We start from the raw sequence: 16878 nt of genomic DNA, 5'->3' as shown, positions 1-16878 counted from the left end.
TTTTTTTATCATCAATAACTATTATTAATGATATCCTCTATTTCTTTTTTGCTTATATCTTTGTTATATAGTTTAAAGAGTATTCTTCCACCAGCTTTTTTAGATATATTGCTGCTTATAGATTCTTCCAAGAATATATTATTATTTAAACATAATCTTAATATTTCTTTTCTTTTTATCTCATCTATTACATCTTCTCTAATTATATTTTTAGATTTAACTTCGTTAATTAAATTGAATATATATGGAAGAGATCTAACATCATTAAAGTTGTACCTTATAATCTTATTCAAAAACTTTTCATTTGATGTTTCTAAATACCTTTTATATAAGTGCATACACTCAACTGCTGTAGTTTCTTCATTTCTATCTATGTTTAATGTTTTTTCAATATCCTTTAATGATAAAGACTCTATATTTAATCCATTTTTATATGGTCTTATTTCCCTATATAAATCACGATGAGATATATTTTCAGGAAAATCTATTCCATATATTAAAGCTCTTTTTCTTAAAAACGGTTCATCAAAGGCCTTTCCGTTATAACTGCATAACCCTTTATTTTCTATAATATTTATAAACTTTTCTATTAACGCTTTTTCATCTTTAATGTTATTGCAAACAAATGTTTTCCCTACTAAGTAACCTTCAACAATGGTACAAAAAGAAAGGGCAAAAACCCAATCTTTTTTTACATTAAACCCTGTGGCTTCAATATCAAAAAATACTAAATTATCAAGAGTGTAATTTCTAACTATATTTTCATCTAAATCACAAAGTAATTTAGAATCCCTTATTATCATTTTTTACATCTTTTCTACTACTTCAATACCAAGAAGATTTAAAGCATTTTTAATAACTTGGCATGTAGCTTTTACTAAATTTATTCTAGCATTTTTTAATTTTTCGTCTTCTAGGTTTGCTACAGTATGGGCATTATAGAATTTGTTAAAAGCTTTTGCAACATCAACAACATATCTTGTTACTATAGAAGGTTCTAATTTATCAAGTGCATTTAATATATTTTTATTAAATGCTTCTAAAGTTTTAATTAATTCAAATTCTTCTTTTGAATCTAAACCAGAATAACTAGCTTCTCCACTAGTTTCCCCAACTTTTCTTAATATACTGTTAGCTCTTGCATAGGAGTATTGAACATATGGACCTGTTTCTCCTTCAAAAGATAACATCTCTTTCCAATCAAATAATATATCTTTTTCTCTTGAGTTTTTAAGATAAGTAAATACTATTGACCCTATACCTATCTTTTTAGCAACATCTTCTTTATTTTCAAGTGTTGGATTTTTTTCATTTATTACTTCTAATGCTCTATCTTTTGCTTCTTTTAAAAGGTCTTCTAATAATACTACTTCACCTTTTCTTGTAGAAAGCTTTCTATCTGCAAATTTAACTAATCCAAATCCTACATGAACACAATCTTTAGCCCATTCATGTCCTGCAAGTTCTAAAACCTTAAATACTTGTTTAAAGTGTAGAGCTTGAGGTGTACCAACTACATATATACTTTTATCAAAATCATAAGTTTTCTTTCTATACATAGCAGCTGCTAAATCTCTTGTAGCATATATAGTAGCTCCATCTGATTTTAATATTATACATGGAGGCATGTTGTAATCTTCAAGCATAACAACCTTAGCTCCATTACTTTCAGTTAATAATTTTTTCTCCTCAAGTTCTTTTATAACTACATCCATTTTATCATTATAAAAGCCTTCTCCTGCAAGAGAATCAAATTTAACTCCTAATTCATCATATACATTATTAAATTCTTTTAAAGAAAGTTTAGTGAATCTTTCCCAAAGCTCAGTAGCTTCTTTATCACCATCTTCAAGCTTCTTAAACCACATTCTTCCTTCATCATCTAAGCTAGGATCTTTTTCAGCCTCATCATGGAATTTAACATATATTCTTAAAAGTTCATTTATAGGTTCCCTTTCTAAAGCTTCCTCATCAATCCATCTTTTATATGCAGAGATAAGTTTACCAAACTGTGTTCCCCAGTCTCCTAAGTGGTTTATTCCCACTGCTTTGTAACCTTGATAATTAAACATCTTATATAAAGAGTTTCCTATAACTGTAGTAAATAAGTGACCTACATGGAAAGGTTTTGCTATATTGGGTGATGAAAATTCAACACATACAGGTTTTCCTTCCCCTAATTCTGAAGCTCCATAATTATCTCCTAATGTTAGGATGTTTTCTATTGTGTTTTTATTAAACATTCCTTTATCTACAAAGAAGTTTAAATATGGTCCTAAGTTTTCAACTTTCTCAAAACCTTCACTATTGAATTTTTCTTTAAGTTCTGTAGCTATAGCGTTAGGTGCTTTTCTTAAAACCTTTGCTAACTGAAAACATGGAAAAGCATAATCTCCCATTTCACCTCTTGGTGGAATTTCGATAGCCTTTTCTATCTCTTCCTTATCTAAATCTATTAATGAACTAATTCTTTCAGCTATTAGACTTTTGTAATTCATTTAGTTTCCTCCTCTATTTTTATAAAATAAAAAACGCCTCTTTAATAATAAAGAGACGAAATATCCGCGGTACCACTCTTGTTGCATAAATGCCACTCAATTCTTTAACGCTGAAATGCGATTTATTTTACTTACCCTAAGCTTTCAAATAATGTCTCAAAGGCTCTCTTCATTTAATCTCACTCCTACAGGCTCTCACCAAACTCCTGCTCGCTTTAGGTTTTAATTAAACTACTCTTCTTATCATAGACTGTACTCTTTATTTAGTTACGATAATTATTATACATTTTAAGGCTTTTGATTGTCAATATTAATATAATGTACATTATTACTTTAATGCATTTATTAAAATATTTTGATATAATAATTTAGAATAATTTTAAAATTAGAGGTGTACTATGAAACGTGTTGGTGTAATTGATATTTGCTCAAATTATATTAGGGTTATACTATCAGAAATTGAGGACAGTGGTTATTTTAGAGTAATAGATGAATTAAGTGAACCTGTTAAGTTAGCACTTGATCTTATAGATAATAATTTTATAACAGAGGAAAAAGTAAATATAACTATTAATACTTTGCGTGCTTTTAAGTCATTATGTGTTACATCTGGCGCTACTAAAATAATTGTAGTTGCCACAGAAGCTTTAAGAGATGCAGATAATGGAGAGTATATAATAGAAAAGATTTCAAGTGAACTAAATCTTGATGTAAAAATCCTTACATTAAAGGATGAAATTTATTATAATTACATGGGAGTAAAAAACTCTATTTATACAACTAATTCTTTACTTATAGATATTAGTGGTACATGTACACATCTAGCATGGGTAAAAAATGGACAAATTATAGAATCTACAACCTTACCCATAGGTAGTTTAAATATATCTTATGGCTTTAATTTAAGAGATCGAATTATACATAGTGATTTTGAAAATGCTAAAAGTTCTATCATGGATTGCATAACCTCTATACCGTGGCTTAAAAAAGGTAATTTTGATAACATAATCGGCGTTGGTGGAGCCTTTAGAAATGTTGGGAAAATTGATCGTATTAGAAAGCGATATCCATTACTAATAACCCATAATTACGAACTTACAAATACAGATTTATGTGAAATTTTAAATTTACTTAAAAGTAAAGATTTAAATCAAAGAATTAAGGTTGATGGAGTATCTAAAGATAGAGTTGATATAATAGTTGGAACTACTTTAATCATGAAAGTTCTTACTTATTTTTTAGATATTACTCAATTAAAAATCTGTGGCAGAGGAATGCGTGAAGGATTACTTTTTGATTATATAATAAAAAATTTAGGGCCAATAGATGATATAGTTGATTATTCAATACGAGGTATAATGGAAAGCTTAAATGTTAATAAAGACCATGCTGAACATGTTTATACAATCTTAAAAACTCTTTATGAACAATTAAGACCATTACATCATCTTGGAAATGAGTATGACAACGTAATTAAAACTGCCTCACTACTACATGACAGCGGAATTAGTATCAAATACTATAATCATCATATTCATTCTTTTTATGTCATACTTAATGCCTATATGAATGGGCTAACTCATAAAGAATTATTACTTAGTGCATGCACTGCTGCTTTTCATAGAAATAATTCCTATACAGTTCCTTTAGCTCAATATAGTTCCATAATAAATAGATTAGATGTAGATATCGTTGAGAAAATAGGAATATTATTAAGAATTTCTGAGAGTTTAGATAGAAGCCTTGAAGGTGCTGTTAAATATTTAGATATAAAAATTGCTGATGAAATTGTGAGTATCAGTGTTTATTCCTCAATACCTCTAGAGCTTGAGATACGAGATGCTTTAAGAGCAAGATGCAAATTCAAAGAAATATATCACAGAGAACTAGAAATCCAAAACATTGTTGTTTAACTTGCTTTAATCGTAAAACTACTTGCTAAACAAACAAAAGAACTTTTGCACTTTGTACAAGAGTTCTTTTTTCTTCCATATAGTTAAAACAACAAATAATTTCTTAAAACTATTTAAACTTAGGTAGTTCACTTAAATTATTACTTTCATCATCATCTGGTCTGCTTCTTAAATATTCTTCACCATTTTTTGATTCTAGAACCTGTACCCCATCTATCTTTCCATCTCTAGCTAATCCTACAGCCTCTTCTTTTGTTATTATTTTCCCACTAGAAAGCTCGTAAGCCTCTATTTCTCCACTACTTCTACTTTTAATTGCTGTGATTTTATCCTTTTCCATCATAAACACTTCCTTTACTTTATTACATTATTCTTATCTTTTCTTATTAGGAGGAAATTATACACATTAATACTGTAGAGGCTTCTCCTTAGCCTCATCAAATCATAGGCTATTGTAAAATGGATTAGACTGACGCTAAAAACAGCGTCCACCGAATAGAAGTTTACCTTATTGCTGTAGCAACCCGACATAGGAGCGGTTGCATTAAATTCATCCCCCTTATTGCTGTAGGAGATTCCGCAGGAATGCTCCATTAAATTCATTTCACATTAATACTGTAGAGGCTTCTTCTCAAGCCTCATTAAATTCATTTTGATTGATAATTATGTTTAATAAAAAGTTAAACACCCCTGCTCTGTAGAAGGCGATCCCCAGCCTTCATCAAATCATGATCCACCTTGTTGCTGTAGAAGCGTTCCACAGCTTCATTAGTGTCATTTTACTTAAATATTATGTTTAATAAAAAGTTAAATGCTTAAAAAGTTAAATGTTTAAACATTTAAAAAGAAAAAAAGAAAAAAAGAAAAACATTTAAAAAGAAAAATGTTTAAAAAGTTAAACACCTCTGCTCTGTAGAAGGCGATCCCCAGCCTTCATCAAATCATTCTCCACTTAATACTGTAGCAACCCGACATAGGAGTGGTTGCATTAAATTCTTTTTGTAAATTTCTAAATTTGTACGTTTCTAAATTTCTAATTTTCTAAATTTCTACGTTTCTACGTTTGTACACTTCCTATTCTTTACGAACTCTTCTTCTCAAGAGTTTCCTTAAATTCATTTCACCGTTGCTCTATAGAATGCGATCCCCAGCCTTCCCCTTAACCTCACCATTTTTTCCTATATTAAAGGCTGTCTCACTAAATATGAACTGTTCCCTGTCTACTTGACAGTGAGCAGTTCATATTAGTGCTACAGCCCTCTTCTATTCTTTCTTAAGTCTCCCAATAAGAAACATAATATTCATTCCCATACTAGTCCACTTAGATTCATATTCAGTTACTATGTTTTCTTTAAAATCAGATTTGTGTAAATCGTAGGTTAAGTATTCTATTTCAAAACCAGCTTCCTTAAAGTACTCTTGAGACTCATTAAATAGTTCTTTATCATCCGTTTTAAACCAAATCTCAGAATCTTTCTTTAAAAACTTCTTATATTCGTCAAGAAATTTTGTATGTGTAAGTCTTCTTTTTTTATGTCTATCTTTTGGCCAAGGATTGCAGAAGTTTATAAAAATCCTCGATACCTCATCCTCACTAAATATTTCACTAATAAAGCTAATATTAAGTGGAACTATTCTTATATTTTCTACTTCAGCTTCATTAGCCTTATTTAAGACATAAATTAAAACCTCATCCTTAAGATCAACTGCTATATAATTAATGTCTGGATTATTTTTAGCTTTAGTTACTGCAAAATCTCCTCTTCCACAGCCTAATTCTAAAAATATATCATTATTATTTTTAAAATTTTCTTTCCAAATTCCTTTTAATTCTCTAGGGTTAGTAACTACCTTTGAATCCTTCTCAAGTTCTGGTCTAACCCACCATTTTTTCCTTAGTCTCATGATTCCTCCTATAAAAATACAATAAACTCTATTAGTTTATTTAATAAGCTAAATATATAATTGCTTGGTACAGTCAAAATTCTCCAAGCGAAAAATACCACCCCAATAAATATTAATTGTTGGTATTTATAAAGATTATATCCTATCTTACCAAAAACCTTAGGAAATAAATCTTCCAAAATACTGAATCCATCAAAACCTGGTACTGGTAATAGATTAAATAAAAATAAAATCACGTTAATACTAACTACGTTTACTAGTATACCTGCTATAATTGATATCATAGTTCCATAAGCCTCATAAGTAAATTTGAAATAGAAACCTGAAATTATTGAAAAAACTATGGCTGTAAAAAGGTTAGCTAAAGGTCCAGCTATTGATACCTTTAAATCATCCATATAGTAGTTTTTAAAAGCACCTCTATTAACTCTAATAGGTTTTGCCCATCCAAATCCAGCTATTAGGATTAATATAAATCCAATAGGGTCTATATGTACAAGTGGATTTAGAGTTAGCCTTCCTTGAAATCTAGCCGTTTTATCGCCTAATTTATCTGCAACTATTCCATGAGCATATTCATGAAAAGTAAAAGCTACTAATATAGCTGGAATACTTAAAATCTTATATAAAATCTCTTCCCTCATCTTGACCTCCTTTATAATATTCACATTATAACATAAATTTAGTAATCTTCAATAAAATAGACAGGTAAATCCTGTCTATTTATTAAACTCTGTTTTTATTAACTTTCCTTGAGACACAGAGGCAATCCCCGTATCATAAATACATAAAAGATTTCCTTTATAGCTTGTCTCTTTAGAAGTAGTTAGATTAGTCACTATACCATTTAAGTTATCATTAACTAATATTTCACCTTTTCTAGTAATATGAATATCTTTTTTGTCCATAGGTTCTTTTAATGTTGTGGCTTTCCATTTGCTAGTTTCATCACTCAGTTTTCCATAAGTTATTTTAGATATCTTGTCTCCACTCAATGAACCAACATAAACAATATCTTCGTTATCAATTTTTAATAATGTTACCTTCTCATTAAAGGCAAGCTTTTTATTAGATTTAGTAGTATATATGCTTCCATTTATGCTGTCTTCGTAAACAAAAATGTCATCTCGAAGAAAAACATCCATATTACTTACTGCAGAACTCATAAGATTGGGACGTGTAATATTATGATTAATATCTATTCTATAAATAGAGCTTTTAACTCCTTTTTCATTTACTTTTATGTAAGTAACGTTAGTTAGTGTTGAGGCTTTAATCCTGTCAACTTTTGCACTTTCTGCAACGTTGTCAAGCTCCTCCATTTTCCCCTTTTCTTTTTTACTAGCATCATAATAATATATTGTAAGCTTACTTTTTGTACTTGATTGTTTTTTCTTTTCCACTAAAAGCAATCTATTTCTATCAGATAGCCATTCATAATTAGAGACCTCAGAATCAGCTTCATTTTCTACCTTTATAGATTCTCCAGTTTTAGTATTTATTAAGTTCATTTGTCCATTTTCTAAATAAGATATAAACTTACCATCAAAACTTATGTTAAAATCTTTGCCTTCTGGTAAAGTTATTTCTATATCCTTATTTTTAGGTTTTTCCTCTACCTTTACAGCTTTAAAAGTATTAGTATTAGCGAAAATCTTTTTATCTAAATAAAGCAGTCCTAAAGATTGGATTGTTAAAGAAATAGCTATCCAAATTGTTATTCGTTTTAAAAGCTTCATTAATTTCTCCCCTTCTTATTTAACTATAAATGCTGTTGGAATACTTCTTTCTCCTAAAGCATCAGATGGAGTGTTTATGACTTCACCTTCATAATACATAGTAGTAGATTTTCCGCCATCAAGATTTGCTACATTTACAGCTCCATATTCTATCATTAAATCTTGAACTTCTTTTAATGAAGCTCCTACGCTTCCAAACAATTGTCTTCCGTCAATTACCAATAACATTATAGAGCCATCACTTCTTTGCCCAATTGCTGTTCTTGGAGCTACACCCCAACCACCATTACCATTTTTAATAGTAGGTTTTCCATTTACCACTAATGTTGGTCCAAAAGTTACTGCCTCTTTTGCACCTAATTCATTTAATTCATTTAATGAGTATTTTCCTATAATAAGTCTTCCGTCCTTATTTATAGCTATAATATCAGTTTTATGATTTTCATCTATTCCTTTGAAAACTACATTTCCATCTTTAAGTATTATTCCTTCCGGTTGTCCACCAGTTCCTGTATCAATTCCGTTAGCAAATCCGCCTGCATTAATACCCGCTACAGCATCATTATCTTCTGAAATTTGAGATAGAGTTTGTCCTTCTTTGCCAAGCTTAGAGCTATGTCCAACTTTTACTCTTGTTGGATCCTTAACTATTAAAAGATACCCTTTAAACTTATCTCCACCATCTATATCATACCTTTCTATTGTTTCATCATGGGTTTTAGGTATTTTTATTTCTTTTGATTCTACATCTTGAGATATCTCTTCATCATTATTATTATTTTCTGCTAAAATCTTATTTATTTTTTCTTCACTTAAAAACCAAGTTGCTAAAAACTGGCTTTTATAAGATGTCATTGCTGAACCTACGAATCCTTTTTTTACGTTTTCAAAAGGTCCATAATATAAATAAAATGGTCCAACTATAGCAGTAAATACAATTTCAAATAAAATAAAAGCAAATACTCTTTTTAAAGATATTTTTTTCCTTCTTTTCTTCTTCCTAGCTTTTGCTTTCGATTTATTTTTGTTCATGTATTCAAATCCTTTCTTTCAATTAATTAAGCAAGTAAATGAGTTTACCTGCTTAATTATATAATTTATGTATTACTATTTCAATAAATTTAAAATTAATTAATAATATTTTAATGGAAAATATAGTTATAAAAGCCTATAAATCTTTAAAATTCTTCCATTTCACCCATTATCTCATGAATTACTTACTATTAATCACTTAAATTAGCTTTTTCTTCTTCATCCTCATTAATCTGTGTTTTTTGTCTATCATCAGGTAATGATACCTTTTCTTGTTGTTCTTTAACTTTATCAAACTGAACTTGTTGATTTTTGTATTGACTCATAGCATTTTTAAAACTTAAGTTATTATAGTTTAAAGAATCCCACTTTTTATCATTAAAAATAAAATCTTTCATAGCATTACCATTTTGTTCTTTATCTATAAGTAGCACCCAACCTTTATCTAAAAACTCGCCACCTTCACTTAATTCATTAATAGGTATTTGAAGCTGATCGTATGTAGGAGGATTAAATTTATAAAATGTATATCCATAATCAAAAAGTTTGGCTGGTTCAATATTAGTTTTTACGCAACTTAACAGTGCATTTGCTACTGACGGATACTTTAAGGGAGATATGTCTCTAGCTTTAGCTGCAATAAGTGTTAAAACATTTCTCTGCCTTTCAGTTCTTTCATAACTACCATTTCCTACCTTCCTTATTCTTGAATAAGCTAATGCTTGTTGCCCATCTAAATTTTGTAGTCCAGCTTTTTCAAGTGGTGGAGATTTATCTTCTCTGACTTCTCCTATGTACTTATTAATTTCCTCAATCTCATAATCCTTTACATCTATTTCTAAGCCACCCATAGCATCAACAATATCTTCAAAACCCCAAAAGTTCACTACTATATACTTATCTAACGCTACTCCAAAATTTTCTTTTATAGTTTTCATTAATAACTCAGCTCCACCTAATGCGTAGGCTGCATTTATTTTTTGATCGCTATATCCTGGTATCTTTACATAAGTATCTCTCATGATAGAAGTAAATTTAAGTTTTTGATTACTTCCATCAATGGTTGCAATAATTATGGAGTCACTTCTTGCAGCTTCATCTAATGTCCTTGCATCTGTTCCAATTAACAATATATTTGTAATTCCTTTTTCTTCATGATATTTTATTTCTTCTTTCACTTCTGGGGTAACCTCTAGATTCGGTTCCACAGGAGTATATATTTTTGTTCTCATATAAAAATAACTTCCTAAGGCTATAGAAGCTATTATAATAACTAATATAGCTATTAACAAAATAACTTTTTTCTTCTTACCCATTCTTTCTCTAATCCCCTCTATTCATAGAAATTAATCATAATATATAATTATACAGTAATATTTTCACCAAACATTTCAAAAGTATGACATTTTAATGTTATAATTGACTAAAAAATGTTTTAAGGAGCACTATATGTTAAAAGATGAAATTTTATTAACTTTATCTTCTAATCCTAAAGAATTTACATCTGGAGAGGATATAAGTGATAAGCTTGGAATCTCTCGAGCTGCTGTATGGAAATATATAAAAACCTTACGTGAAGAAGGATATGTAATAGAGTCTTATTCAAGAAAGGGTTATAAATTAATCTCATCACCTAATATTTTTTCTGTTGATACTTTAAAATCTTCATTAGTTAATAATTCCTTAATCAAAGAAATTTTGCATTATAATACTATAGATTCTACTAATGATTTTTGTAAAAATAGTTCTGATACTCTTAAAGATGGCACTTTGGTATTGGCTGAAACTCAAACTCAAGGAAGAGGTAGATTTAACAGGCCCTGGTTTTCACCTAAGGGCACTGGTATATTCTGCTCTATTTTTCTTAAACCTAGATTGTCACCTTATGATATTTCAAAGATAACTTCAATAATCTGTGCTTCAATAGCTAAGGCTTTACTTGATATGAATATACCTATTTCAGTTAAATGGCCTAATGATATCTACTTAGATGGTAAAAAGCTAGGTGGAATTCTTACAGAAATGAAGTGTGATATGGATGAGATCAATTACTTAATTATAGGTTTTGGATTAAATATAAATCAAAGTAAAGAAGATTTTCCAGGGGATATTGATAAAATAGCCTTATCTCTAAAAAGCTATTTTAACCATGATTTTAGCCGAGAAGATATTCTTTTATCTATTTTAAATAATTTTGAATATTTTTATAAAGCATTACTTAACAATTCTGAAAGCAAAGAAGCTTTTCAAATAATTAAAGACAATTCCTACGTTTTAAATAAAGAAGTTATTATACTTAAAGGGAAAGAAAGCATAACAGGTAAAGTTGTAGATTTAGGTGAAAATGGTGAGCTGCTTTTAGATACAAATGGTAAGATTGAACAAATATATTCTGGAGAAGTTTCACTTAGAATAAAAATTTAAATAGGTGAAGAGGGATTTTTCCTCTTCACCTATTGTATTCCAGCTTCTTTTAAATGCTTTTTTATTATTTCCGCTGACTCTTTTAATTTTTCCTTTTCTTCTGGATTTAAGGAAACTTCTAATATCTTTTTAGCTCCTTCTCTATCCACAATTGTAGGTATAGCTAAATAAACATCTTCTAGTCCATATTCACCGTTCAATAAAGAACTAACTGTTAAAATAGAGTCTTCATCTCTTAAAATAGCCTCTACAATTCTCCTTATAGCTAGACCAACTGCATAGTTTGTATAACCTTTTTTATTTATTATATTGTAGGCAGCATCTTTTACTTCTTTAGGTATGTCATTTTTAAAAGAGGAATCACATCTTTTACACATCTTTTCACAATATTCATCAGCTGATATTCCAGCTATATTAGTTAAACTCCAAGCAGCTATTTCTGAATCGCCGTGTTCTCCTATTATATAGGTATGGATATTTCTAGCATCTATTTCAAAATGTTCACTAAGCATATATTTAAATCTAGAAGTATCTAACACAGTTCCAGAGCCTATTACCCTATTGGCTGGCAATCCCGATATCTTGTAGGCAATATAGGTTAATATATCCACAGGATTTGATACAATTAACAATATAGCATTAGGACTATATTTAACTACTTCTGGTATTATGCTCTTAAATATAGGAATGTTTTTATTTATAATATCTAATCTTGTTTCTCCAGGTTTTTGTCCTACTCCAGCCGTAACTATTACTATATCTGAATCTTCAGTGTCTTTATATTCACCTGCTCTAACATCAACAGCTTTAACAAATGCAGCACCGTGGGATAAGTCCATAGCCTCTGCTAAAGCTTTTTCTTTATTTATATCAACTATAACTATTTCTGATGCAAGCCCTTCTAGCATTAATGCATAAGCAGTAGTAGAACCTACAAATCCTGCACCTATAATTGAGATTTTGTTTCCTTTTTCCTTAATCATAATCTAAACCTCCTAGTTTAGTTATCGTTATTTAATAATAATTATTATCCTCACTTTCATTATATTACTAATGATAACAACTTTCAATAACATTGTTAATTTTTTCATTAATTATTTATTTATAATTCGACAAACTAAATATAATATGATTTAAATTTTTTAACAAAATTTTAAAAATTAGCTCTTATATTTTGTCTTAATATGATATATAATTTATCAGGTGTGTCTTAACCATAAGATATGCGAGGATGAATTACTTTATACATTTGGAGGTGATTCCATGGAAATTAATACAATAGGAGTTCCTATTTTTTACGGTTGCGATATTGAAGGCGTAAATTTAGGGCCTAATACATTAAGAGAAAATGGATTATTAAAAATATTAAAGAAAAGCAACAATATAGTTTTTGATTTAGGAAACATATATGTTCCTGAATTATTAGTTGAAGATAAATTTAAAGAACATGAAAACATGAAATATTTATCTGCTATTGTTGAGACAAATAGAAATTTAGCCCATGCGGTATATGCTTCATTGTCTTCTAACTCCTTCCCATTTGTAATTGGTGGAGATCATTCTTTAGGACTTGGAAGCTTAAGTGGTGCATCTAGATATTTTAAGGATGATTTAGGTGTTATTTGGTTAGATGCTCATGGAGATATAAATACTTATCTAACTACACCTTCTGGAAATGTTCATGGAATGCCTTTATCAGCAGCAATGGGATTAGGTCATGCCGTATTAAGAGACCTGTATTTTAGAGGAAGAAAAATAGATCCTAAAAAAGTATTTATAATTTGTGCTCGTGATTTAGATCAAGGAGAACTAGATTTAATTACAGAATTAAATATAAATGTCTGGACTACAAAAGATATAAATTCGATAGGCGTTACAGCATTTTTAGAGGATTTTAATAATAGATTGTCAAACATCAATATTAATAATCTTCATTTAAGCTTTGATATAGATTCACTAGACTCATCATTAGTACCAGGTACAGGAACACCAGTACATGATGGTATGAATATAAAAGACATAAAAAATATTTTAACAGGAGTTTTCTCAACTTCTAAGGTTAGGTCTATGGACTTTGTAGAATTTAATCCTTTATTAGACAAAGAATCTGTAACTTTAAACAGTTGTCTTGAAATTCTTGAACATGTATCAGCCTTGATAAAATAAGTCTTGCTTATAAGCAGGACTTTTTTTATTAAAATCCTTTATTATTTAACTGATTTATATTATCATATAGTTATGTAATTTTTAGGAGGACATATTATGAAATTACTTTTTTTTGATACTGAAACAACTAGTATAAAGCCAGGACATATTTGTCAATTAAGCTATATAGTAGTTAATTCAAACGAAAAACCACAAAAAACTTACGGAAGAAATTATTTTTTTACAGTAGATGAAATGGATCCATCAGCTCAAGAAGTTCATGGATTTTCTTTAGAAAAGTTATATGAATTAAGTGAAGGTAATTATTTTGAAGATAGTTTTGAAAATTTTATAGATGATTTTATACAAGCTGATTTTATAATTGGTCATAATGTATCTTTTGATTTAAAATTTTTAAACAGTGAACTACTATACATATTGGGAGAAGATTTTAAAGCTAAAAATACTTTCTGTACCATGAATTATTACAAAAATGTATTAAAACTCTATAGACCAAGCGGCGACTTTAAAAACCCTAAACTTCAAGAGGTAGTTGATTATCTATCTATAACAAAGGATAAAATCACAGAAACTGCTGACAAACTATTTGAAGGAAGTGGAAACTATCATGACGCAAGATTTGATACCGCTGCTACCTATCTTATAGTTGTTGAAGGTATTAAAAAGGGATTAATTGCTCCTGGATACTTTTCTTCTAAAGTAAAATAAAAAACTAAGAGATTTACAGATATATTACTTAAATATACCAGTAAATCTCTTTTTATTTCCTCACTTCTATTCTGTAGAAGCGTTTCTCAACTTCATAAATCCATAAATTATTTATCATAATCATAACTATTTGAAAGTTCTATTCTTTCTTTTGCAGTAGGATGATCAAATCTTAATATCTTATACCATTCATCAACGTTATATGGTGATAGATTTGTTTCCATAAATCTTAATTCCAAAATTCCATTAGTTAAATTATCATTTGTAGCTTCAATTGCAAATCTATCTGCTTCAATCTCTATTTTCCTCGAATAATATAAGGATATCGGTGAAGTAACCATGCTTATTATAGTTGAGTAAAGTAATACATATCCTAACCCATAAGGCCCCTTTAAAGCTCTTCTAGACTTTCTATTAATCATCAAAAGCAATATTATAGATGAACCATATGTAATCATGCTTAACACAGCTTCTAACACCATACCTTTAGGTATATGATTTAATTTATAGTGGCCTATCTCATGAGCAACTACAGATAATATCTCATCCTCATTTAAACTTTGTAAGGTAGTATCCCATATAACTATTCTCTTAGTAGAAAATATTCCTGTCATGTAAGCATTTAAGGCTGATGTTTCATCACTTTTTTTGATTTCATATACTTTTAGATTTTTAATCCCATTTTTTTCAGCTAAATTAATGATTTTAGTTTCAAGCGCTTTATCGCTAACAGGCTTTATATCATTTATTAAAGGATCAATAACAACAGGATATATAAATACTCCAAAAATCATTATGAGTGCATATAAAACTCCAAGCGAAAGTATCCATCTTTTTATACTTTTTATTATATAAAATGAAATGCCTAAAAACAGAGAAAATATAACTAAATTTAGAATCTCTCCTTTTAATAAGTCTAGAAGCCAATCAATAAATCCATAATTAAGCAGTCCTACAAGCTTTAATCTATAAAAAGACGAAAAAAATGCTATAGGGAACAAGATAACAAAATTTATAATAGTATATGCTATTCCCATGATAACTCCCTGAGAAAAGTTATTTTTAATTTTTTTATTAAATAATTCCTCAGCATATTCTAAAAGAGATGATTTTAATATAAATATTGGTATTAAAATAGCTAATATTGTTCTTATAACAAAATAATTTTTAGAAAAAATATAGTTAGTTTTAACTATTGATGTTTCCTCCGGAACTATTATCTTGTTATTTTCTATTTTAATCTCAATTTTGCTTTTTTCTCCTAGAGATTCTTTATTTTTATATTCTATAAATAAAGTTACTCCAGCAGTAATAAAAAATACTATTGTAACAAATACTAATAACTGTGAAAGAACTTTCTTCAATTCGTCAACCCCTTTTAATCTTTATACATATAATAATATTTTTACTATAGCAAAATATTCTTTCATTGTGAAATATTAAGTAAAAATATTATGTAGTGGGAAATATTACCTTGATATTATTATACTATATGGTATAATATACTCACAGGTAATAATAATAATTATTATTTAACAATGGAGGTAATTACTATGAAAAGTTATATTTGTGATGTTTGTGGATATGTATATGATCCAGCAATAGGCGACGAGGACAATGGAATAGCTCCAGGAACTTCTTTTGAAGATATTCCAGAAGATTGGGTATGCCCACTTTGCGGAGTAGGTAAAGATGAATTCTCTGTAGTAGAATAGAAAAAACATCAGCCTCAGCTGATGTTTTTTATTTTTTGACTAAATCTATTAAAATTTTCTCTAGTTCTTTAGCTTTAGCCTTATCCATGGCAGGCATTCCTTCTAACTTATATTCCATGTTTAATATTTCATATTTGTTAGTTCCTAATAGGTGATATGGTAAAAGTTCTATTTTTTCTACATTTTTTAACTCTTTAATAAAATCTGCTAAGTTTTGCATATCTTCAACTGTGTCCGTAACTCCAGGCATAACCACATGACGTATCCACATCTTAACATTCATTTCTTGAGCAATTTCTAAAAATTTCAAACTTTCCCTAACTTCTCGTCCTGTTATTTCACTATATTCCTTAGGATTATAATGTTTAACATCAAAAAGAATCAAATCTACATATCTTAATATTTCTTCGTATCTACCTGCACCTACTCCAGCTGTATCAATGGTTGTATGTATCCCTCTTTCTCTACACAACTTCAGAACTTCAATTAAAAAATCTGGTTGAAGTAGTGGTTCTCCACCTGAAAAAGTCACTCCTCCACCTGAGTTTTTAAAATATGTCTTATATCTTTCAATTTTATCAACAAGCTCTACAGGAGTTATACTTTCCCCTCCTGAAATAGCCCAAGTATCTGGATTATGACAGAATGTACATCTTAATGCACATCCTTGAAAAAATACAACAACTCTTATTCCGGGCCCATCTACAAGCCCCATAGTTTCTATAGAATGTATGTTGCCTTTTATCATAAATACACTCCTCCTAAATTTATAAGGAAG

The 16878-nt window shown here is 29.0% G+C and carries 16 protein-coding genes and 1 other annotated feature; of the genes, 5 read left to right on the top strand and 11 right to left on the bottom strand.

Annotated features, from left to right (window positions below; translation table 11 throughout):
- Positions 1 to 11: 11 nt before the first annotated feature.
- Together L1S49_RS10620 and argS are read right to left on the bottom strand one after the other, a co-directional pair.
- Complete coding sequence (locus tag L1S49_RS10620) at positions 12 to 803, bottom strand: ribonuclease H-like domain-containing protein (protein ID WP_238904265.1); 792 nt, start codon at positions 801 to 803, stop codon at positions 12 to 14.
- Positions 804 to 806: 3 nt separating this feature from the next.
- Complete coding sequence (gene argS / locus L1S49_RS10615; protein WP_238904263.1) at positions 807 to 2498, bottom strand: arginine--tRNA ligase; 1692 nt, start codon at positions 2496 to 2498, stop codon at positions 807 to 809.
- Positions 2499 to 2546: 48 nt separating this feature from the next.
- Positions 2547 to 2754, bottom strand: a binding site (T-box leader).
- Positions 2755 to 2896: 142 nt separating this feature from the next.
- On the opposite strand from argS, the gene L1S49_RS10610 reads away from it, so the two are divergent.
- Positions 2897 to 4411, top strand: a complete 1515-nt coding sequence (locus tag L1S49_RS10610; protein WP_238904261.1) for a Ppx/GppA phosphatase family protein — start codon at positions 2897 to 2899, stop codon at positions 4409 to 4411.
- 109 nt (positions 4412 to 4520) lie between these two features.
- Here the strand turns inward: L1S49_RS10610 and L1S49_RS10605 are convergent, their stop codons facing one another.
- The 6 genes from L1S49_RS10605 to L1S49_RS10580 all read right to left on the bottom strand — a co-directional run bounded on the left by L1S49_RS10605 (position 4521) and on the right by L1S49_RS10580 (position 10403).
- Entirely contained in the window at positions 4521 to 4751 is a 231-nt protein-coding gene (locus L1S49_RS10605; RefSeq protein ID WP_238904259.1) for a DUF3892 domain-containing protein, read from the bottom strand.
- 923 nt (positions 4752 to 5674) lie between these two features.
- Positions 5675 to 6316: a tRNA (guanosine(46)-N7)-methyltransferase TrmB gene (gene trmB, locus L1S49_RS10600; RefSeq protein ID WP_238904257.1), complete on the bottom strand. Its 642-nt coding sequence runs from the start codon at positions 6314 to 6316 to the stop codon at positions 5675 to 5677.
- Between the two features lie 8 nt (positions 6317 to 6324).
- The gene (locus tag L1S49_RS10595) at positions 6325 to 6960 is read right to left on the bottom strand and encodes a site-2 protease family protein (protein ID WP_238904255.1); all 636 of its coding nucleotides are present in this window, start codon (positions 6958 to 6960) and stop codon (positions 6325 to 6327) included.
- 75 nt (positions 6961 to 7035) lie between these two features.
- A complete protein-coding gene (locus L1S49_RS10590) occupies positions 7036 to 8055 on the bottom strand; it encodes a dipeptidyl-peptidase IV (protein WP_238904253.1) in 1020 nt (339 codons plus the stop codon).
- Positions 8056 to 8070: 15 nt separating this feature from the next.
- Positions 8071 to 9087: a phosphodiester glycosidase family protein gene (locus L1S49_RS10585; RefSeq protein WP_238904251.1), complete on the bottom strand. Its 1017-nt coding sequence runs from the start codon at positions 9085 to 9087 to the stop codon at positions 8071 to 8073.
- 191 nt (positions 9088 to 9278) lie between these two features.
- Positions 9279 to 10403, bottom strand: coding sequence for an LCP family protein (locus L1S49_RS10580; RefSeq protein WP_238904249.1), 1125 nt, complete (start codon positions 10401 to 10403; stop codon positions 9279 to 9281).
- 133 nt (positions 10404 to 10536) lie between these two features.
- Here L1S49_RS10580 and L1S49_RS10575 point away from each other — a divergent pair, with 133 nt between their 5' ends.
- The gene (locus L1S49_RS10575) at positions 10537 to 11511 is read left to right on the top strand and encodes a biotin--[acetyl-CoA-carboxylase] ligase (RefSeq protein ID WP_238904247.1); all 975 of its coding nucleotides are present in this window, start codon (positions 10537 to 10539) and stop codon (positions 11509 to 11511) included.
- A gap of 29 nt (positions 11512 to 11540) precedes the next feature.
- Here L1S49_RS10575 and L1S49_RS10570 read toward each other — a convergent pair whose 3' ends face one another.
- On the bottom strand, positions 11541 to 12494 hold the full coding sequence (locus L1S49_RS10570) for an L-lactate dehydrogenase (protein WP_238904245.1): 954 nt from the start codon (positions 12492 to 12494) through the stop codon (positions 11541 to 11543).
- Between the two features lie 280 nt (positions 12495 to 12774).
- On the opposite strand from L1S49_RS10570, the gene rocF reads away from it, so the two are divergent.
- The gene (rocF, locus tag L1S49_RS10565; RefSeq protein ID WP_238904243.1) at positions 12775 to 13677 is read left to right on the top strand and encodes an arginase; all 903 of its coding nucleotides are present in this window, start codon (positions 12775 to 12777) and stop codon (positions 13675 to 13677) included.
- Between the two features lie 96 nt (positions 13678 to 13773).
- Positions 13774 to 14385 (top strand): 3'-5' exonuclease, encoded by a 612-nt coding sequence (locus L1S49_RS10560; RefSeq protein WP_238904241.1) that lies wholly within the window; start codon positions 13774 to 13776, stop codon positions 14383 to 14385.
- 107 nt (positions 14386 to 14492) lie between these two features.
- On the opposite strand, the gene L1S49_RS10555 is transcribed toward L1S49_RS10560, so the two are convergent.
- Positions 14493 to 15749 (bottom strand): M48 family metallopeptidase, encoded by a 1257-nt coding sequence (locus L1S49_RS10555; RefSeq protein WP_238904239.1) that lies wholly within the window; start codon positions 15747 to 15749, stop codon positions 14493 to 14495.
- Positions 15750 to 15938: 189 nt separating this feature from the next.
- On the opposite strand from L1S49_RS10555, the gene rd reads away from it, so the two are divergent.
- Positions 15939 to 16100 (top strand): rubredoxin, encoded by a 162-nt coding sequence (gene rd, locus L1S49_RS10550; protein WP_073016866.1) that lies wholly within the window; start codon positions 15939 to 15941, stop codon positions 16098 to 16100.
- A 28-nt stretch (positions 16101 to 16128) separates the two neighbouring features.
- Here rd and pflA read toward each other — a convergent pair whose 3' ends face one another.
- Positions 16129 to 16848: a pyruvate formate-lyase-activating protein gene (gene pflA / locus L1S49_RS10545; protein ID WP_238904237.1), complete on the bottom strand. Its 720-nt coding sequence runs from the start codon at positions 16846 to 16848 to the stop codon at positions 16129 to 16131.
- Positions 16849 to 16878 lie beyond the last annotated feature (30 nt).

The sequence above is a fragment of the Clostridium sp. YIM B02506 genome, from assembly GCF_022324845.1.
Taxonomy (GTDB): Bacteria; Bacillota; Clostridia; order Clostridiales; family Clostridiaceae; genus Clostridium_T; species Clostridium_T intestinale.
The sequence above is the reverse complement of the archived record's forward strand: the minus strand, read 5'-3'. Positions and strand labels throughout refer to the sequence as shown.